Below are 15,467 nucleotides of genomic sequence, written 5' to 3' on the forward strand. Positions count from 1 at the left end.
ATGAAGGTGGTCGTCACACTCCTTTCTTCAAAGGTTACCGTCCACAGTTCTACTTCCGTACAACTGACGTAACTGGTACTATCGAGCTACCAGAAGGCGTTGAAATGGTAATGCCTGGTGATAACATTGCTATGACTGTTACTCTAATCGCACCTATCGCGATGGACGAAGGTCTACGTTTTGCTATCCGTGAAGGTGGCCGTACAGTTGGTGCTGGTGTTGTTGCAACTATCATTGCTTAATAACATTTAGTACTTACGTACAGAAAAAGGGAGCTTCGGCTCCCTTTTTTATTGCCTAAAATTACTAACATTTTCCTTGTATGTATTGTATAAGCAGGAATACGCGAAAATGTAGCTTGATTTTATGGTGATAAGTGAGCTTTATTCGTTTAATAAAGCAAATCTTATATATAACTATCAGATTAATTCATTGAAAATAAAAGACTTTATAACTATTTTTGTTTAACAATCAAACAGAGCTTGTTTTCAAAATTGTGATCTGTATAATGCACCGCACTGCCCGAGAGTTAGTCTTGTAAGCGCAGTTGTGAACCAATAAGCATTGAGGAGAAATTAACTGCAGGCTACGCCGGGTTTATTTCATAATGAATACTCTGACTTATGTTCGCAGTCATTAAATTGACTGACAATGCATCCGATAGGGATGCTACGTTCACATAAATCAATCGACATTCCCTCGTCTTTACGAGTGTGAGTGGCGATATTGTTTGTGTAATTTTTATTTGGAGCTCTGTCTAATGCAGAACCAACGTATTCGTATCCGCTTAAAGGCGTTCGATCACCGTTTGATCGATCAGTCAACTGCGGAAATCGTTGAAACAGCTAAGCGTACTGGCGCACAGGTTAAGGGTCCAATCCCTCTTCCTACTCGCAAAGAGCGCTTCACTGTTCTTATTTCTCCTCACGTTAATAAGGATGCACGTGATCAGTACGAAATCCGTACTCACAAGCGCCTTATCGACATCGTTGAGCCTACAGACAAAACTGTTGATGCTCTTATGCGTCTAGATCTAGCTGCTGGCGTTGACGTACAGATCAGCCTAGGTTAAGGGGAGATAAGAGAATGATTGGTCTAATCGGTCGTAAAGTGGGCATGACCCGCATCTTTACCGAAGATGGCATTTCTATTCCAGTTACTGTTGTTGAAGTTGAAAACAACCGTGTTACTCAGGTTAAATCTGTAGAAACTGACGGTTACAACGCTATTCAAGTAACAGCTGGAACTAAGAAAGCTAGCCGCGTATCTAAGCCAGAAGCAGGTCACTTTGCGAAAGCAGGTGTTGAAGCTGGTCGCGGTCTTTGGGAATTCCGTCTAGAAAACAGTGAAGAGTTTGCAGTTGGCGCTGAGCTAAGTGTTGAACTATTCAACGATATTAAAAAAGTAGACGTTACTGGTACATCTAAAGGTAAGGGTTTCCAAGGTGCTGTTAAGCGCTGGAACTTCCGTACTCAAGATATGACCCATGGTAACTCCTTGTCTCACCGTGCACCGGGTTCAATTGGCCAATGTCAAACTCCAGGTCGCGTATTTAAAGGCAAGAAAATGGCTGGTCACATGGGTGCTGAGCGTGTAACGACTCAAAACCTAGAGATCGTACGTGTTGACGCTGAGCGCAATCTGCTTCTTATTAAAGGTGCAGTACCGGGCTCAACAGGCGGCAACGTGATCGTTAAACCAGCTGTTAAAGCGTAACGTCGAGGAGTTAGTAATGGAATTGGTAGTCAAAGGCGCTGACGCGCTAACTGTCTCCGAAACTACTTTTGGGCGTGATTTCAATGAAGCGCTTGTACACCAAGTAGTTGTTGCTTTTGCAGCAGGTGCTCGTCAGGGTACACGTGCTCAGAAGACTCGTTCAGACGTTTCTGGTGGTGGCGCTAAGCCATGGCGCCAGAAGGGTACTGGTCGCGCTCGTGCAGGTACAATCCGCAGTCCGCTATGGCGTTCTGGTGGTGTTACTTTCGCTGCTCGTCCTCAGGATCACAGCCAAAAAGTAAACAAGAAAATGTACCGCGGTGCTATGAAGAGCATTCTTTCTGAGTTAGTTCGTCAAGAGCGTTTAATCGTTGTTGATAACTTCACTCTAGAAGCACCAAAGACAAAAGCACTAGTAGCTAAGCTTAAAGAGCTTGAGCTAACTGATGCACTAATCGTAACTGGCGAGTTAGATGAGAATCTATTCCTTGCAGCACGTAACCTATACAAAGTAGACGTACGTGATGCAGCGGCAATCGATCCAGTTAGCTTGATCGCTTTCGATAAGATTGTAATGACTGCAGCAGCAGTTAAAGCAGTTGAGGAGATGCTAGCATGATCACTGAAGAGCGTATTTTAAAAGTTCTACGTGCTCCGCACATTTCTGAAAAAGCATCAATGGCTGCAGAAAACGCGAATACTATCGTTTTCAAAGTAGCATTGAACGCAACGAAGAAAGAGATCAAAGCAGCAGTTGAAAAACTGTTCGAGGTTGAAGTTAAGTCTGTAAATACTCTTATTACTAAGGGTAAGACCAAACGTCAAGGTATGCGCCAAGGCCGTCGTTCAGACGTGAAGAAAGCGTATGTTATCTTGAAAGAAGGTCAAGACATCGACTTCGCTGGTAGTGCAGAGTAAGGCTAGGAGCAAAGAAGAATGGCTATTGTAAAATGTAAGCCGACTTCCCCAGGTCGTCGCCACGTAGTTAAAGTGGTTAACTCTGACCTGCATAAGGGTAAGCCGTACGCACCACTTCTAGAGAAAAACTCTAAGACTGGTGGTCGTAACAATAACGGTCGTATCACTGTACGTCACATCGGTGGTGGTAATAAACAACATTACCGTCTAATCGACTTCAAACGTACTAAAGATGGCATCCCAGCGAAAGTTGAGCGCCTAGAATACGATCCAAACCGTAGCGCAAACATTGCTCTAGTTCTGTACGCAGACGGTGAGCGCCGCTACATTATCGCACCTAAAGGTCTCCAAGCTGGTGATGTTATCCAGTCTGGTCAAGATGCTGCTATTAAAGTTGGTAACACATTACCAATGCGTAACATCCCAGTAGGTTCAACAGTACACTGTGTTGAACTTAAGCCTGGTAAAGGTGCTCAGCTGGCTCGTTCAGCTGGTGCATACGCTCAGATCATTGCACGTGCAGGCACTTATGTGACTCTACGTCTACGTTCTGGTGAGATGCGTAAAGTTCTTGCTGAAGGTCGTGCGACTCTAGGTGAAGTTGGTAATGCAGAACACATGCTACGTGAGCTAGGTAAAGCTGGTGCTTCACGCTGGCGCGGTGTTCGTCCAACTGTACGTGGTGTTGTAATGAACCCAGTTGATCACCCACACGGTGGTGGTGAAGGTCGTACATCAGGCGGTCGTCACCCAGTAACACCTTGGGGTGTTCCAACTAAGGGTTACAAGACTCGTAAGAACAAGCGTACCGACAAGTACATCGTACGTCGTCGTAATAAGTAATTATAAAGAGGATACGCCATGCCACGTTCTCTCAAGAAAGGTCCATTTATTGACCTACACTTGCTGAAGAAGGTAGAGAAAGCGTTGGAAAGCGGTGACAAAAAGCCTGTTAAGACTTGGTCCCGTCGCTCAATGATCATCCCTCAGATGATCGGTTTGACCATCGCTGTCCATAATGGTCGTCAGCACGTACCTGTTTTCGTTTCTGAAGAAATGATCGGTCACAAGCTAGGCGAATTTGCACCAACACGTACTTACCGTGGCCATGCTGCGGATAAGAAAGCTAAAAAGCGCTAAGGAGTAGGTAATGGAAGCTATCGCTAAACATCGCTTTGCTCGCATTTCGCCGCAAAAAGCTCGTTTGGTTGCAGATCAACTGCGCGGTAAGCCAGTTGCTCAAGCTCTAGAAATTCTTAACTTCAGCAACAAAAAAGCTGCTGATTTAATCAAGAAAGTTTTAGAGTCAGCTATCGCTAACGCAGAACACAACGAAGGCGCAGACATTGATGATCTTAATGTTGCTAAAATCTTCGTTGACGAAGGTCCTACCATGAAGCGTATTATGCCTCGTGCTAAAGGCCGTGCCGATCGCATCTTGAAGCGTTCTAGCCACATCACTGTTGTTGTAGCAGACCGCTAAGAGACTAGGAGAGAAAGCAATGGGTCAGAAAGTACATCCTAATGGTATTCGTTTAGGCATCGTTAAGCCTTGGAATACCACTTGGTTTGCTAACAGCCAAGAGTTCGCTGACAACCTAGACGGCGATTTCAAGGTACGCCAGTTCCTTACTAAGGAACTAGCAAAAGCATCTCTATCACGCATCGTTATCGAGCGTCCTGCTAAGAGCATCCGTGTGACGATTCACACTGCTCGTCCAGGCGTAGTAATCGGTAAGAAAGGTGAAGACGTAGAGAAACTACGTGCAGCAGTTGCGAAGATCGCGGGCGTTCCAGCTCAGATCAACATCGCTGAAGTACGTAAGCCAGAACTAGACGGTCAACTAGTAGCAGACAGCATTTCGTCTCAGCTAGAGCGTCGTGTTATGTTCCGTCGCGCTATGAAGCGTGCAGTTCAGAACGCTATGCGTCTTGGCGCTAAAGGTATCAAAGTTGAAGTAAGTGGTCGTCTAGGCGGCGCTGAAATCGCACGTACTGAGTGGTACCGTGAAGGCCGTGTGCCTCTACACACTCTTCGTGCTGACATTGATTACGCAACTTCTTCGGCTCACACCCAATACGGTGTTATCGGCGTTAAAGTTTGGATCTTCAAAGGTGAAGTTCTAGGCGGCATGCCGGTTGAAGAGCCAAAGGCTGAGAAGCCTAAGAAGCAGCGCAAAAGCCGTAAATAAGGAGTTTATTGATGCTGCAACCAAAACGCACTAAATTCCGCAAGGCCTTTAAAGGCCGTAACCGCGGTCTAGCGAACGGTACTGAAGTAAGCTTTGGTCAATTTGGTCTTAAAGCTGTTGGTCGTGGTCGACTAACTGCTCGTCAAATCGAAGCTGCACGTCGTGCTATGACTCGTCATATCAAACGTCAGGGCCAAATCTGGATTCGTGTATTCCCAGACAAACCAATCACATCTAAGCCTCTTGAAGTTCGTCAAGGTAAAGGTAAGGGTAGTGTGGCTTACTGGGTTGCTCAAGTTCAACCAGGTAAAGTTCTATACGAAATGAACGGTGTTTCTGAATCACTAGCACGTGAAGCATTTAACCTTGCTGCACGTAAGCTACCAATCAAAACCACTTTCGTAATTAAGGCGGTGATGTGATGAATGCACAAGATCTACGCGCTAAAAGCGTTGAAGAGCTGAATGCAGAGCTTGTGAATTTGCTACGTGAACAGTTTAACTTGCGCATGCAAGCTGCGACTGGTCAACTACAGCAGACTCACAATCTAAAAACTGTACGTCGTGATATCGCACGTGTTAAAACCGTTCTGACTGAGAAGGCTAGCGCATAATGAGCGAGAAAATTCGTACTCAGCTTGGTCGCGTAGTTAGCGACAAAGGCGATAAGTCTATTGTTGTTGCTATCGAGCGTAAAGTGAAGCACCCGATCTACGGTAAGTACATCACACGCACGACTAAGCTTCATGCACATGACGAAAACAACGAGTGTGGCCTAGGCGATACTGTTGAAGTTCGTGAATGTCGTCCAATGTCAAAGACTAAGTCTTGGACACTGGTACGAGTAGTTGAAAAAGCACGTATCTAATTACTGACTTTTCAGCTATTTAAGTTAGCGGCCCTAAAAATCTTGGGGCCGTTCATTTTTTATCTACCCATCGAGCGAAAATGGTGTTATTATTCGCCGCCTTTGAAGAAAAGGCATATCGACTCGTTTTGGGTCTAGATGTTTAAAAAATTAGCGGAGCACTAACATGATCCAAATGCAAAGTATGCTTGATGCAGCGGATAACTCCGGCGCACGTAGCGTAATGTGTATTAAGGTTCTGGGTGGTTCTCACCGTCGCTATGCACATATCGGTGACATCATCAAGGTTACAGTGAAGGAAGCAATTCCTCGCGGTAAAGTAAAGAAAGGTGATGTACTGAAAGCGGTGGTTGTACGCACCCGTAAAGGCGTTCGTCGTCAAGATGGCTCTGTCATTCGCTTTGACCGTAATGCTTGCGTATTGTTGAACGACACTACTGAGCAACCTATCGGTACCCGTATCTTTGGCCCTGTGACTCGTGAACTTCGTAATGCGAAATTCATGAAGATTGTATCACTAGCGCCAGAAGTACTTTAAGGAGCGACTATAATGGCAGCTAAAATCCGTCAAAACGACGAAGTTATCATTCTTGCTGGTAAAGACAAAGGCAAGACTGGTAAAGTAACTAAGGTTCTAGCAACCGGTAAAGTTATCGTTGAAGGTATCAACATGGTTAAGAAACACCAGAAGCCAGTTCCGGCAATGGGTGTTCAAGGCGGTATCGTTGAGCAGGCAGCTGCGATCGATGCGTCTAATGTTGCTATCGTTAACGGTCAAGGTAAAGCGGACCGTGTAGGCTTCCGATTTGAAGACGGCAAAAAAGTTCGTTTCTTCAAGTCGACTGGCGAAACTATCAAGTAAGTTTGGAGTAGTACTATGGCGAAACTGCATGATTACTACAAAGAGACTGTTGTAAAAGAGCTTTCTGAAAAGTTTGAATACAAGAGTATCATGCAAGTCCCAAGGATCGAAAAGATCACACTTAACATGGGTGTGGGCGAAGCTATCAACGACAAGAAGCTGCTAGAGAATGCTGCTGCTGACATGACTGCAATTTCAGGTCAGAAGCCGCTAATCACTGTAGCACGTAAGTCAGTTGCAGGCTTTAAGATCCGTGAGGGCTACCCTATTGGCTGTAAAGTAACCTTACGTGGCGAGCGTATGTGGGACTTTTTCGACCGCCTGATTTCAATTGCTGTACCGCGTATTCGTGACTTCCGTGGTTTAAACCCTAAGTCATTCGATGGTCGTGGTAACTACAGCATGGGCGTTCGTGAGCAGATCATCTTCCCAGAAATCGATTTCGATAAAGTAGATCGTGTACGTGGTTTAGATATCACTGTTACAACTTCTGCTAAATCTGATGAAGAAGCTCTAGCTCTATTGTCTGCTTTTAACTTCCCATTCCGTAAGTAAAAGTAAGGGTTACTAATGGCTAAAGAATCTATGAAGGCACGCGAAGCTAAACGTGCCAAGCTAGTAGCTAAGTTCGCTGAAAAGCGTGCAGCGCTAAAAGCTCTAATTAGCGACGTGAATGCGTCTGAAGAAGATCGCTGGAATGCAGTGCTTAAACTTCAGTCACTACCACGTGATTCTGCGAAGTCTCGTCAGCGTAATCGCTGTAACCAGACTGGACGTCCACACGGCTACCTACGTAAGTTCGGTCTTAGCCGTATCAAGGTTCGTGAAGCTTGCATGAAAGGCGAGATTCCGGGTCTACGTAAAGCAAGCTGGTAATCCAGTAAGCAATTCAGAATCACGGAGTATTAACTTATGAGCATGCAAGATCCGATTTCGGATATGCTGACCCGTCTTCGTAACGGTCAGGCAGCGAAAAAAGTTGCTGTAAAAATGCCATCTTCTAAGCTTAAAGTAGCTATCGCTGCTCTACTTAAAGAAGAAGGTTATGTGGCTGACTACACCTTATCTGGTGATGTTAAGCCTGAGCTAGAAGTTACTCTTAAGTACTTCGAAGCTAACCCAGTTATTGAGCAAATCCAACGTGTATCACGTCCTGGTCTACGCATCTACAAGAAAAAAGATGCGCTACCATCAGTGATGGGTGGCCTTGGTATTGCTGTTGTTTCCACTTCCAAGGGTCTTATGACCGACCGTGCTGCACGCAAAGCGGGTCTTGGCGGTGAGATTATCTGCTACGTAGCATAATAGGAGTAGGATATGTCTCGTGTTGCAAAAGCACCTGTAGTTATTCCTGCCGGCGTAGAAGTTAAACTTAACGGTCAGGAAATTACTGTGAAAGGTAGTAAAGGCGAACTAGTTCGTACTATCCATGATGCAGTAGTTTTAACTTTGGAAGAGAACAAAGTTACTTTCGGTCCTCGTGAAGGATTCGATAAAGCTTGGGCACAAGCAGGTACTGCTCGTGCACTAGTGAACAATATGGTTGTTGGTGTTACTGAAGGCTTCACTAAGAAGCTGACTCTTAAGGGTGTAGGTTACCGTGCTGCTGTTAAAGGCAACGCTGTAGGTTTAACTCTAGGTTTCTCTCATCCAGTTGAGCACGAACTTCCAGCAGGTATCAAAGCTGAATGCCCATCACAAACTGAAATCGTACTTACAGGTACTGATAAGCAGTTAGTTGGTCAGGTAGCTGCTGATATTCGCGCTTACCGTAGCCCTGAACCTTACAAAGGTAAAGGTGTTCGTTACGCCGACGAAGTTGTGCGTACTAAAGAAGCTAAGAAGAAGTAAGGTAACACTATGGATAAGAAAGCATCTCGTATCCGTCGTGCGACCCGAGCACGTCGTAAGATTGCTGAACTGGGCGCAACTCGCCTAGTTGTACACCGTACTCCACGTCACGTGTACGCTCAGGTAATTGCACCGAACGGCTCTGAGGTTATCGCAGCCGCTTCTACCGTAGAAAAAGCGATCCGTGAGCAAGTTAAGAGTACCGGAAACAAAGACGCTGCTACAGCTGTAGGTAAAGCTATTGCTGAGCGCGCGATTGAAAAAGGCATCTCTAACGTTGCATTCGATCGTTCTGGTTTCCAATACCACGGCCGTATCGCTGCACTAGCAGAAGCTGCTCGTGAAGCTGGTCTGAAATTCTAAGGTAGGCGGAAGATGGCTAACGAAAAGACACAATCAGATTTGAATGAAAAGCTGATCGCTGTTAACCGTGTTTCAAAAACGGTTAAAGGTGGTCGTATTTTCAGCTTTACTGCACTAACAGTAGTTGGTGACGGTAACGGTCGCATCGGTTTTGGTTACGGTAAAGCACGTGAAGTGCCTGCTGCAATCCAGAAAGCGATGGAAAAAGCACGTCGTAACATGGTTACAATTGCAATCAACGAAGGTACTCTTCACCACGCTGTTAAAGGCCGTCACACTGGTTCTCAAGTGTACATGCAGCCAGCATCAGAAGGTACAGGTATCATCGCAGGTGGTGCAATGCGTGCAGTGCTAGAAGTTGCGGGTATCCGTAACGTACTAGCTAAAGCATACGGTTCTACTAACCCAATCAACGTTGTTCGCGCAACAATTGATGGTCTTAGTGGAATGAACTCTCCAGAAATGATCGCTGCTAAGCGTGGTCTTTCTGTTAAAGAAATTCTGGAGTAATCGACATGGCTAAAACTATTAAAGTAACCCAAACAAAGAGCTCTATCGGTCGTTTACCGAAGCATAAAGCTACTTTGCGTGGCCTAGGCCTTCGTCGCATCAACCATACTGTAGAACTTGAAGATACTGCTTGCGTACGCGGCATGATCAACAAGGTTTACTACATGGTTAAAGTTGAGGAGTAATCAGTATGCGTTTGAATACTCTATCACCGGCTGCTGGTTCTAAGCCTTCTGCGAAGCGCGTAGGCCGTGGTATCGGTTCAGGTCTGGGCAAAACTTGTGGCCGTGGTCACAAGGGTCAGAAATCACGTTCAGGTGGTTCTGTACGTCCAGGCTTCGAAGGCGGTCAAATGCCTTTGAAACAGCGTCTACCAAAATTCGGTTTTACGTCTCGTAAGAGCCTTGTAACAGCTGAAGTTCGTCTAGCTGAGCTAGCGAAAGTTGAAGGTGATGTTGTAAGCCTTGAAACACTAAAAGCTGCGAATGTTATCACTAAGGACATTAAGTTCGTGAAAGTTGTACTTTCTGGTGAAATCGCTCGTTCAGTAACAGTGAAAGGCCTACGCGTTACTAAAGGCGCTCAAGCTGCTATCGAAGCTGCCGGCGGTAAAATCGAGGAATAATTAACTCGAGGATGAGGTACAGATGGCTAAACAACCAGGACAAGATTTTCGTAGTGCACAAGGTGGCCTAGCAGAGCTTAAGTCACGCCTATTATTCGTATTAGGTGCGATCTTAATATTCCGAGCAGGTTCTTTTGTACCTATTCCTGGTATTGACGCTGCTGTACTTGCCAGTCTGTTCGAACAGCAAAAGGGTACCATCATTGAGATGTTTAACATGTTCTCTGGTGGTGCACTCTCGCGTGCTTCTATTTTAGCTCTGGGAATAATGCCGTATATTTCTGCGTCTATTATTGTCCAGTTGCTAACTGTAGTTCATCCAGCATTAGCTGAGTTGAAGAAAGAAGGTGAGGCTGGCCGTCGTAAGATAAGTCAGTACACCCGATACGGTACGCTTGTCTTGGCAACCTTCCAAGCAATTGGTATTGCAACGGGGTTACCGAGTATGATTCCAGGGCTTGTACATAATCCAGGCCCTAGTTTCTATTTTGTTGCAGTGGTTAGTTTGGTTACCGGCACCATGTTTTTAATGTGGTTAGGTGAACAAATTACCGAGCGTGGTATTGGTAACGGTATATCGTTGATTATTTTCACTGGTATCGTTGCTGGTTTACCGCCAGCGATTGGACAGACCGTAGAGCAAGCGCGTCAAGGCGAATTGCACGTACTTCTTCTACTGTTAATTGCAGTTATATCTTTTGCTGTTATTTACTTTGTAGTGTTCATGGAACGTGGTCAGCGTCGTATCGTCGTTAACTACGCCAAGCGTCAACAAGGCCGTCGTGTCTTTGCTGCGCAGAGCACACACTTGCCGTTGAAAATCAACATGGCAGGTGTTATACCAGCAATTTTTGCATCAAGTATTATTCTTTTCCCAGGCACACTGGCTCAGTGGTTTGGTCAAAGTGAAGGTCTAGGTTGGTTAAGTGATATTTCACTTGCTTTAAGCCCTGGACAGCCTTTATATGTAATGCTTTATGCTGCTGCGATTATATTCTTCTGTTTCTTCTACACCGCGTTGGTATTTAACCCACGCGAGACAGCTGATAATTTGAAGAAGTCTGGTGCATTTATACCTGGTATACGCCCGGGTGAACAGACCGCAAAATATATAGATAAAGTGATGACGCGTTTGACTCTTGCTGGTGCGTTATATATTACCTTTATCTGTCTGATCCCCGAGTTCATGATGATAGCATGGAATGTACGCTTCTATTTTGGTGGTACTTCCCTACTAATCGTAGTTGTTGTTATTATGGATTTCATGGCTCAAGTTCAGACACATTTGATGTCTCAACAATATGAGTCAGTTTTGAAAAAGGCTAATCTGAAAGGCTACGGTCGCTAAGTTTAGTTATCCATATTTACGGAGTTTAGCAATGAAAGTTCGTGCTTCCGTTAAGAAAATCTGCCGTAACTGTAAAGTTATCAAGCGCAACGGTGTTGTGCGTGTAATTTGCAGTGAGCCAAAGCATAAACAACGCCAAGGCTAATTAGCAGAAATATTTCTTGCAAATTGAAGATAGGTTGGCTACATTAGCCAACCATATTTTGTTATGTGCAAAAGAATTGTACCACCGCTGCGTATCCTCAACGGGCTCTGCAGCGGTTATTCTTGTAAAGTACTAGGAGTGAATAGTGGCCCGTATTGCAGGCATTAACATTCCTGATCAAAAGCATGCTGTTATCGCATTAACTGCGATCTACGGCATTGGTAAAACACGTTCTCAAGCTATTTTAGCTGAAACGGGTATTGCTGAAGATGTTAAGATCAGTGAACTAACTGAAGAGCAGATCGATCTACTGCGTGATGGTGTAGCTAAGTACACTGTAGAAGGTGATCTTCGTCGTGAAATTTCCATGAACATCAAGCGCCTAATGGATCTTGGTTGTTACCGTGGTCTTCGTCACCGTCGCAGTCTACCTCTACGTGGACAGCGTACTAAAACCAACGCTCGTACCCGTAAGGGTCCGCGCAAGCCGATCAAAAAATAGTCGGATAAGGTAGAGTACAATGGCAAAACAACCAACTCGCGCTCGTAAGCGCGTACGCAAGCAAGTAGCTGATGGCGTTGCGCACATCCATGCTTCTTTCAATAACACAATCGTAACCATTACTGACCGTCAAGGTAACGCTCTATCTTGGGCTACTGCAGGTGGTTCAGGTTTCCGTGGTTCTCGTAAATCTACTCCGTTCGCTGCACAGGTTGCTGCTGAGCGTTGTGGTGAAATGGCCAAAGAATATGGCGTTAAGAACCTAGAAGTTATGGTTAAGGGCCCTGGTCCTGGTCGTGAGTCTACAATCCGTGCTTTAAACGCAGCGGGTTTCCGTATCACTAACATTGTTGATGCGACTCCGATCCCTCATAACGGTTGTCGTCCACCTAAGAAACGTCGCGTATAACGTTTCGTTTCTAGGAAATTGGAGAAAGAAAAATGGCAAGATATTTGGGTCCTAAGCTAAAGCTTAGCCGTCGCGAAGGCACTGACTTATTCCTTAAGTCTGGTGTACGTGCGATTGATACCAAGTGTAAGATTGATAACGCGCCGGGCCAACATGGTGCTCGTCGTGGTCGTCTATCTGATTACGGCGTTCAGCTTCGTGAGAAGCAGAAAGTTCGTCGTACATATGGCGTACTAGAAAAACAATTCCGTAACTACTACAAGACAGCTGCCCGCATCAAGGGTAACACAGGTGAAAACCTGCTTCAGCTTCTTGAAGGTCGTCTAGATAACGTAGTTTACCGCATGGGCTTTGGCGCAACTCGCGCAGAAGCACGTCAGCTGGTAAGCCACAAAGCGATCCTAGTTAACGGTCAAGTCGTAAACGTTCCTTCTTTCAAGGTAGCGGCAAACGACGTTGTTAGCATTCGTGAGAAAGCTAAGAACCAAGCACGCATTAAAGCAGCTCTAGAAGTTGCTACACAGCGTGAACTACCGACTTGGGTCGAAGTAGACAGCAGCAAGATGGAAGGTACGTTTAAGCGTCTTCCAGAACGTTCTGATTTGTCTGCCGACATCAATGAACACCTGATCGTCGAGCTTTACTCTAAGTAAGGCTACAGTTAAGAGAGGACACAATGCAGGGTTCTGTAACAGAATTTCTTAAGCCGCGTCTTGTTGACATCGAACAAGTTAGCACGACACACGCAAAAGTAACTCTAGAGCCATTAGAGCGTGGTTTTGGCCACACTTTAGGAAACGCTCTTCGTCGTATTTTATTATCTTCTATGCCAGGTTGTGCTGTAACAGAAGTTGAAATCGACGGTGTGTTACATGAGTACAGCACCAAAGAAGGCGTTCAGGAGGATATCCTTGAAATTCTTCTAAACCTTAAAGGTCTAGCCGTTAAGGTTGAGGGTAAAGATGAAGTTATTCTTACTCTGAACAAATCTGGTGCAGGCCCTGTTGTTGCAGGTGACATCACCCATGATGGTGATGTTGAGATTGCGAATCCAGAGCACGTAATCTGCCATATTACTGATGACAATGCTGAATTAAGCATGCGCATCAAGGTAGAGCGTGGTCGCGGCTACGTACCAGCATCAGCTCGTATTCACACTGAAGAAGATGAGCGTCCAATTGGTCGTCTGTTAGTAGATGCTACTTACAGCCCAGTGGACCGTATTGCTTACGCTGTTGAAGCAGCTCGCGTTGAACAACGCACTGACTTAGACAAGCTAGTAATCGATATGGAGACTAATGGTACTCTTGATCCTGAGGAAGCTATCCGTCGTGCAGCAACTATTCTTGCTGAACAATTGGATGCATTCGTAGATCTTCGAGATGTACGTGTTCCTGAAGAGAAAGAAGAGAAGCCGGAGTTCGATCCGATCCTACTGCGTCCTGTAGACGATCTTGAACTAACTGTTCGCTCTGCTAACTGTCTAAAAGCAGAAGCGATCCACTACATCGGTGATCTTGTTCAGCGTACTGAGGTTGAGCTTCTTAAAACGCCAAACCTTGGTAAGAAGTCTTTGACAGAAATCAAAGATGTATTGGCATCTCGTGGTCTATCTCTAGGTATGCGCCTAGAAAATTGGCCGCCAGCTTCAATCGCTGAAGATTAATAGTTTACTGATATCTAGTTAGAAGGATTAGGTCATGCGCCATCGTAAGAGTGGTCGTCAACTCAACCGCAACAGCAGTCATCGTAAAGCGATGTTCAGCAACATGGCTAGCTCTCTGGTACGTCACGAATTAATTAAGACTACCTTGCCTAAAGCAAAAGAGCTACGTCGCGTAATTGAGCCTTTGATTACCCTAGCTAAGACAGACAGTGTTGCTAACCGTCGTCTTGCATTCGCTCGTACTCGTGACAACGAAGTTGTTGCGAAACTATTTAACGAACTAGGTCCACGCTTTGCTGCGCGTCCTGGTGGTTACACTCGTATCATGAAGTGCGGTTTCCGTACTGGTGATAAAGCTCCTATGGCTTACATCGAGTTATTAGACCGTCCTGCAAAGGAAGAAGCTGCTGCTGAATAAGCAATAGCCGTTAAATAAGAAGAGAAGCCGAGTCATTAGACTCGGCTTTTTTTTTGCATGTAATTTATAATGATGGATTCATTATGTGGTTACTATGCTCTATGTGATGCTTGATAGTTCAGGTTTTGGTGGGATTGAAAGCCATGTGTTACAGCTTTCATTGCTTCTTAAAGATAAGAAAATTCCGTTTAAAGTTGTTTTTATCTCTAAAGCATCTAATCACCCGCTTTACCCTTTATTAGAAAAAAACCAAATTGAATATTTTACTTCAGCAAGTTTTGTCCATTTTTCATTGCTAGTTCAGTCTCATGATATTCTGCATGCTCATGGATATAAATCTTCATTATGGGCGCGATGTTTAAAACTGCTACGCAGATGTAGAGTGCTTACCAGTTTTCACGCCGGTGAGTTTTTAATTGGACGTTTAGCTTTTTATGAATGGCTTAATCGTTCGACTAGTTTTTTATCAACGAATTTTGCTGTAAGTGACGAGATAAAATCGAAAGTACCTTTTCAGTGTTACGTCTTAAATAACTTTATTCATTCTATTCCTCCCTTTGTATTACGTCGCCGACATACAACTTTTCAAGTCGGTTTTGTTGGCCGGTTATGTCATGTCAAAGGTATTGACCGCTATCTACAGCTTTCTAACCAATGCCCAACTATTAAATTTCATGTTTTTGGTGATGGTGAAGAGTCTAATTTATTGGGCAGTTATCCCAATATTAAATGGCATGGTGCCGTTGAAGATATGTCACTTCATTGGAATAAAATTGATTTACTGCTTATCTCTTCACGTGCAGAAGGGCTACCAATGGCAGCTTTAGAGGCGATGGCATATGGCATTCCTGTAATAGGCACAAAAGTGGGTGATTTGCCTTTGCTTGTAGATACGAGATGGCTTGTTGATGAGTTTGATTGGTCAAAGTTAGCTTGGTATATCCTATGTTTTGACTCTATGACCAACAAAGAGTGGCAGGCATGCTCTAAATATAGCTATATTCAAGTTGTTACTAAATTTAGTGGAAAACAACGTTGGAATATACTTGCTAACGCTTATGGAATTAAGCAGTAA

At 44.7% G+C, this 15,467-nt stretch carries 29 protein-coding genes and 1 pseudogene; all 30 read left to right on the top strand.

Annotated features, from left to right (window positions below; translation table 11 throughout):
* Nucleotides 1-242 (top strand): annotated as a pseudogene (gene tuf / locus C9J40_RS20860) (elongation factor Tu); the annotation flags it as partial.
* A 518-nt stretch (nucleotides 243-760) separates the two neighbouring features.
* Nucleotides 761-1,072 (top strand): 30S ribosomal protein S10, encoded by a 312-nt coding sequence (gene rpsJ / locus C9J40_RS20865; RefSeq protein ID WP_002541412.1) that lies wholly within the window; start codon nucleotides 761-763, stop codon nucleotides 1,070-1,072.
* Nucleotides 1,073-1,086: 14 nt separating this feature from the next.
* The gene (gene rplC / locus C9J40_RS20870) at nucleotides 1,087-1,716 is read left to right on the top strand and encodes a 50S ribosomal protein L3 (RefSeq protein WP_107208697.1); all 630 of its coding nucleotides are present in this window, start codon (nucleotides 1,087-1,089) and stop codon (nucleotides 1,714-1,716) included.
* Nucleotides 1,717-1,732: 16 nt separating this feature from the next.
* On the top strand, nucleotides 1,733-2,335 hold the full coding sequence (gene rplD, locus C9J40_RS20875) for a 50S ribosomal protein L4 (protein WP_006647440.1): 603 nt from the start codon (nucleotides 1,733-1,735) through the stop codon (nucleotides 2,333-2,335).
* On the top strand, nucleotides 2,332-2,634 hold the full coding sequence (gene rplW, locus C9J40_RS20880; RefSeq protein WP_006647439.1) for a 50S ribosomal protein L23: 303 nt from the start codon (nucleotides 2,332-2,334) through the stop codon (nucleotides 2,632-2,634). The genes rplD and rplW overlap by 4 nt, the downstream gene beginning before the upstream one ends.
* An 18-nt stretch (nucleotides 2,635-2,652) precedes the next feature.
* Complete coding sequence (rplB, locus tag C9J40_RS20885) at nucleotides 2,653-3,477, top strand: 50S ribosomal protein L2 (RefSeq protein ID WP_045084936.1); 825 nt, start codon at nucleotides 2,653-2,655, stop codon at nucleotides 3,475-3,477.
* Nucleotides 3,478-3,495: 18 nt separating this feature from the next.
* The gene (rpsS, locus tag C9J40_RS20890; RefSeq protein WP_005302795.1) at nucleotides 3,496-3,774 is read left to right on the top strand and encodes a 30S ribosomal protein S19; all 279 of its coding nucleotides are present in this window, start codon (nucleotides 3,496-3,498) and stop codon (nucleotides 3,772-3,774) included.
* A gap of 10 nt (nucleotides 3,775-3,784) precedes the next feature.
* Nucleotides 3,785-4,117 carry a 50S ribosomal protein L22 gene (gene rplV / locus C9J40_RS20895; RefSeq protein WP_005302797.1) on the top strand — a complete coding sequence of 111 codons (333 nt, stop codon included), beginning with the start codon at nucleotides 3,785-3,787 and terminating at the stop codon, nucleotides 4,115-4,117.
* 19 nt (nucleotides 4,118-4,136) lie between these two features.
* Nucleotides 4,137-4,826 (top strand): 30S ribosomal protein S3, encoded by a 690-nt coding sequence (rpsC, locus tag C9J40_RS20900; RefSeq protein WP_005371002.1) that lies wholly within the window; start codon nucleotides 4,137-4,139, stop codon nucleotides 4,824-4,826.
* Nucleotides 4,827-4,837: 11 nt separating this feature from the next.
* Nucleotides 4,838-5,248 (top strand): 50S ribosomal protein L16, encoded by a 411-nt coding sequence (gene rplP, locus C9J40_RS20905; protein ID WP_005371000.1) that lies wholly within the window; start codon nucleotides 4,838-4,840, stop codon nucleotides 5,246-5,248.
* Nucleotides 5,248-5,439 (top strand): 50S ribosomal protein L29, encoded by a 192-nt coding sequence (gene rpmC, locus C9J40_RS20910; protein WP_005370998.1) that lies wholly within the window; start codon nucleotides 5,248-5,250, stop codon nucleotides 5,437-5,439. Before rplP ends, rpmC begins: the two co-directional genes overlap by 1 nt.
* Nucleotides 5,439-5,693, top strand: a complete 255-nt coding sequence (gene rpsQ / locus C9J40_RS20915) for a 30S ribosomal protein S17 (protein ID WP_005370996.1) — start codon at nucleotides 5,439-5,441, stop codon at nucleotides 5,691-5,693. The genes rpmC and rpsQ overlap by 1 nt, the downstream gene beginning before the upstream one ends.
* A gap of 166 nt (nucleotides 5,694-5,859) precedes the next feature.
* Nucleotides 5,860-6,231, top strand: a complete 372-nt coding sequence (gene rplN / locus C9J40_RS20920) for a 50S ribosomal protein L14 (protein WP_107208696.1) — start codon at nucleotides 5,860-5,862, stop codon at nucleotides 6,229-6,231.
* A gap of 12 nt (nucleotides 6,232-6,243) precedes the next feature.
* Nucleotides 6,244-6,555 (top strand): 50S ribosomal protein L24, encoded by a 312-nt coding sequence (rplX, locus tag C9J40_RS20925; protein ID WP_008988080.1) that lies wholly within the window; start codon nucleotides 6,244-6,246, stop codon nucleotides 6,553-6,555.
* A 15-nt stretch (nucleotides 6,556-6,570) separates the two neighbouring features.
* The gene (gene rplE, locus C9J40_RS20930) at nucleotides 6,571-7,110 is read left to right on the top strand and encodes a 50S ribosomal protein L5 (RefSeq protein ID WP_005370989.1); all 540 of its coding nucleotides are present in this window, start codon (nucleotides 6,571-6,573) and stop codon (nucleotides 7,108-7,110) included.
* A gap of 15 nt (nucleotides 7,111-7,125) precedes the next feature.
* Nucleotides 7,126-7,431, top strand: a complete 306-nt coding sequence (gene rpsN, locus C9J40_RS20935; RefSeq protein WP_005370985.1) for a 30S ribosomal protein S14 — start codon at nucleotides 7,126-7,128, stop codon at nucleotides 7,429-7,431.
* 36 nt (nucleotides 7,432-7,467) lie between these two features.
* Complete coding sequence (rpsH, locus tag C9J40_RS20940; RefSeq protein ID WP_005370983.1) at nucleotides 7,468-7,860, top strand: 30S ribosomal protein S8; 393 nt, start codon at nucleotides 7,468-7,470, stop codon at nucleotides 7,858-7,860.
* Between the two features lie 12 nt (nucleotides 7,861-7,872).
* Nucleotides 7,873-8,406: a 50S ribosomal protein L6 gene (rplF, locus tag C9J40_RS20945; protein ID WP_005370981.1), complete on the top strand. Its 534-nt coding sequence runs from the start codon at nucleotides 7,873-7,875 to the stop codon at nucleotides 8,404-8,406.
* A gap of 9 nt (nucleotides 8,407-8,415) precedes the next feature.
* Nucleotides 8,416-8,769, top strand: coding sequence for a 50S ribosomal protein L18 (gene rplR, locus C9J40_RS20950; RefSeq protein ID WP_005370979.1), 354 nt, complete (start codon nucleotides 8,416-8,418; stop codon nucleotides 8,767-8,769).
* Nucleotides 8,770-8,781: 12 nt separating this feature from the next.
* Nucleotides 8,782-9,279 carry a 30S ribosomal protein S5 gene (gene rpsE, locus C9J40_RS20955; protein ID WP_005370977.1) on the top strand — a complete coding sequence of 166 codons (498 nt, stop codon included), beginning with the start codon at nucleotides 8,782-8,784 and terminating at the stop codon, nucleotides 9,277-9,279.
* A 5-nt stretch (nucleotides 9,280-9,284) separates the two neighbouring features.
* A complete protein-coding gene (gene rpmD / locus C9J40_RS20960; RefSeq protein ID WP_005302823.1) occupies nucleotides 9,285-9,464 on the top strand; it encodes a 50S ribosomal protein L30 in 180 nt (59 codons plus the stop codon).
* A gap of 5 nt (nucleotides 9,465-9,469) precedes the next feature.
* Nucleotides 9,470-9,904: a 50S ribosomal protein L15 gene (gene rplO / locus C9J40_RS20965; protein ID WP_005370970.1), complete on the top strand. Its 435-nt coding sequence runs from the start codon at nucleotides 9,470-9,472 to the stop codon at nucleotides 9,902-9,904.
* A gap of 22 nt (nucleotides 9,905-9,926) precedes the next feature.
* The gene (gene secY / locus C9J40_RS20970) at nucleotides 9,927-11,252 is read left to right on the top strand and encodes a preprotein translocase subunit SecY (protein ID WP_005370968.1); all 1,326 of its coding nucleotides are present in this window, start codon (nucleotides 9,927-9,929) and stop codon (nucleotides 11,250-11,252) included.
* 31 nt (nucleotides 11,253-11,283) lie between these two features.
* Complete coding sequence (gene rpmJ, locus C9J40_RS20975) at nucleotides 11,284-11,397, top strand: 50S ribosomal protein L36 (protein ID WP_000868186.1); 114 nt, start codon at nucleotides 11,284-11,286, stop codon at nucleotides 11,395-11,397.
* A gap of 145 nt (nucleotides 11,398-11,542) precedes the next feature.
* Nucleotides 11,543-11,899 (top strand): 30S ribosomal protein S13, encoded by a 357-nt coding sequence (rpsM, locus tag C9J40_RS20980; protein WP_005370966.1) that lies wholly within the window; start codon nucleotides 11,543-11,545, stop codon nucleotides 11,897-11,899.
* 19 nt (nucleotides 11,900-11,918) lie between these two features.
* On the top strand, nucleotides 11,919-12,308 hold the full coding sequence (gene rpsK / locus C9J40_RS20985) for a 30S ribosomal protein S11 (RefSeq protein ID WP_005370963.1): 390 nt from the start codon (nucleotides 11,919-11,921) through the stop codon (nucleotides 12,306-12,308).
* Nucleotides 12,309-12,340: 32 nt separating this feature from the next.
* Entirely contained in the window at nucleotides 12,341-12,961 is a 621-nt protein-coding gene (rpsD, locus tag C9J40_RS20990) for a 30S ribosomal protein S4 (RefSeq protein WP_005370959.1), read from the top strand.
* Between the two features lie 23 nt (nucleotides 12,962-12,984).
* Nucleotides 12,985-13,974, top strand: a complete 990-nt coding sequence (gene rpoA, locus C9J40_RS20995) for a DNA-directed RNA polymerase subunit alpha (RefSeq protein WP_005370957.1) — start codon at nucleotides 12,985-12,987, stop codon at nucleotides 13,972-13,974.
* 34 nt (nucleotides 13,975-14,008) lie between these two features.
* Entirely contained in the window at nucleotides 14,009-14,392 is a 384-nt protein-coding gene (rplQ, locus tag C9J40_RS21000) for a 50S ribosomal protein L17 (RefSeq protein ID WP_005370955.1), read from the top strand.
* Between the two features lie 94 nt (nucleotides 14,393-14,486).
* Complete coding sequence (locus tag C9J40_RS21005) at nucleotides 14,487-15,467, top strand: glycosyltransferase family 4 protein (protein ID WP_107208698.1); 981 nt, start codon at nucleotides 14,487-14,489, stop codon at nucleotides 15,465-15,467.

The sequence above is a fragment of the Photobacterium sp. GB-72 genome (assembly GCF_003026095.1).
Classification (GTDB): Bacteria; Pseudomonadota; Gammaproteobacteria; order Enterobacterales; family Vibrionaceae; genus Photobacterium.

What these genes read in the sequence shown, in the direction of transcription:
- rplO (WP_005370970.1), top strand. Translation starts at nt 9,470, where the DNA reads ATGCGTTTGAATACTCTATCACCGGCTGCTGGTTCTAAGCCTTCTGCG.
- rpsQ (WP_005370996.1), top strand. Translation starts at nt 5,439, where the DNA reads ATGAGCGAGAAAATTCGTACTCAGCTTGGTCGCGTAGTTAGCGACAAA.
- rpsH (WP_005370983.1), top strand. Translation starts at nt 7,468, where the DNA reads ATGAGCATGCAAGATCCGATTTCGGATATGCTGACCCGTCTTCGTAAC.
- secY (WP_005370968.1), top strand. Translation starts at nt 9,927, where the DNA reads ATGGCTAAACAACCAGGACAAGATTTTCGTAGTGCACAAGGTGGCCTA.
- rplX (WP_008988080.1), top strand. Translation starts at nt 6,244, where the DNA reads ATGGCAGCTAAAATCCGTCAAAACGACGAAGTTATCATTCTTGCTGGT.
- rpsS (WP_005302795.1), top strand. Translation starts at nt 3,496, where the DNA reads ATGCCACGTTCTCTCAAGAAAGGTCCATTTATTGACCTACACTTGCTG.
- rpsD (WP_005370959.1), top strand. Translation starts at nt 12,341, where the DNA reads ATGGCAAGATATTTGGGTCCTAAGCTAAAGCTTAGCCGTCGCGAAGGC.
- rpsC (WP_005371002.1), top strand. Translation starts at nt 4,137, where the DNA reads ATGGGTCAGAAAGTACATCCTAATGGTATTCGTTTAGGCATCGTTAAG.
- rpsJ (WP_002541412.1), top strand. Translation starts at nt 761, where the DNA reads ATGCAGAACCAACGTATTCGTATCCGCTTAAAGGCGTTCGATCACCGT.
- rplE (WP_005370989.1), top strand. Translation starts at nt 6,571, where the DNA reads ATGGCGAAACTGCATGATTACTACAAAGAGACTGTTGTAAAAGAGCTT.
- rpmD (WP_005302823.1), top strand. Translation starts at nt 9,285, where the DNA reads ATGGCTAAAACTATTAAAGTAACCCAAACAAAGAGCTCTATCGGTCGT.
- rplC (WP_107208697.1), top strand. Translation starts at nt 1,087, where the DNA reads ATGATTGGTCTAATCGGTCGTAAAGTGGGCATGACCCGCATCTTTACC.
- rplR (WP_005370979.1), top strand. Translation starts at nt 8,416, where the DNA reads ATGGATAAGAAAGCATCTCGTATCCGTCGTGCGACCCGAGCACGTCGT.
- rplP (WP_005371000.1), top strand. Translation starts at nt 4,838, where the DNA reads ATGCTGCAACCAAAACGCACTAAATTCCGCAAGGCCTTTAAAGGCCGT.
- rpoA (WP_005370957.1), top strand. Translation starts at nt 12,985, where the DNA reads ATGCAGGGTTCTGTAACAGAATTTCTTAAGCCGCGTCTTGTTGACATC.
- rplF (WP_005370981.1), top strand. Translation starts at nt 7,873, where the DNA reads ATGTCTCGTGTTGCAAAAGCACCTGTAGTTATTCCTGCCGGCGTAGAA.
- rplW (WP_006647439.1), top strand. Translation starts at nt 2,332, where the DNA reads ATGATCACTGAAGAGCGTATTTTAAAAGTTCTACGTGCTCCGCACATT.
- rplV (WP_005302797.1), top strand. Translation starts at nt 3,785, where the DNA reads ATGGAAGCTATCGCTAAACATCGCTTTGCTCGCATTTCGCCGCAAAAA.
- rplQ (WP_005370955.1), top strand. Translation starts at nt 14,009, where the DNA reads ATGCGCCATCGTAAGAGTGGTCGTCAACTCAACCGCAACAGCAGTCAT.
- rplD (WP_006647440.1), top strand. Translation starts at nt 1,733, where the DNA reads ATGGAATTGGTAGTCAAAGGCGCTGACGCGCTAACTGTCTCCGAAACT.
- C9J40_RS21005 (WP_107208698.1), top strand. Translation starts at nt 14,487, where the DNA reads ATGCTCTATGTGATGCTTGATAGTTCAGGTTTTGGTGGGATTGAAAGC.
- rplN (WP_107208696.1), top strand. Translation starts at nt 5,860, where the DNA reads ATGATCCAAATGCAAAGTATGCTTGATGCAGCGGATAACTCCGGCGCA.
- rpmC (WP_005370998.1), top strand. Translation starts at nt 5,248, where the DNA reads ATGAATGCACAAGATCTACGCGCTAAAAGCGTTGAAGAGCTGAATGCA.
- rpsE (WP_005370977.1), top strand. Translation starts at nt 8,782, where the DNA reads ATGGCTAACGAAAAGACACAATCAGATTTGAATGAAAAGCTGATCGCT.
- rplB (WP_045084936.1), top strand. Translation starts at nt 2,653, where the DNA reads ATGGCTATTGTAAAATGTAAGCCGACTTCCCCAGGTCGTCGCCACGTA.
- rpmJ (WP_000868186.1), top strand. Translation starts at nt 11,284, where the DNA reads ATGAAAGTTCGTGCTTCCGTTAAGAAAATCTGCCGTAACTGTAAAGTT.
- rpsN (WP_005370985.1), top strand. Translation starts at nt 7,126, where the DNA reads ATGGCTAAAGAATCTATGAAGGCACGCGAAGCTAAACGTGCCAAGCTA.
- rpsK (WP_005370963.1), top strand. Translation starts at nt 11,919, where the DNA reads ATGGCAAAACAACCAACTCGCGCTCGTAAGCGCGTACGCAAGCAAGTA.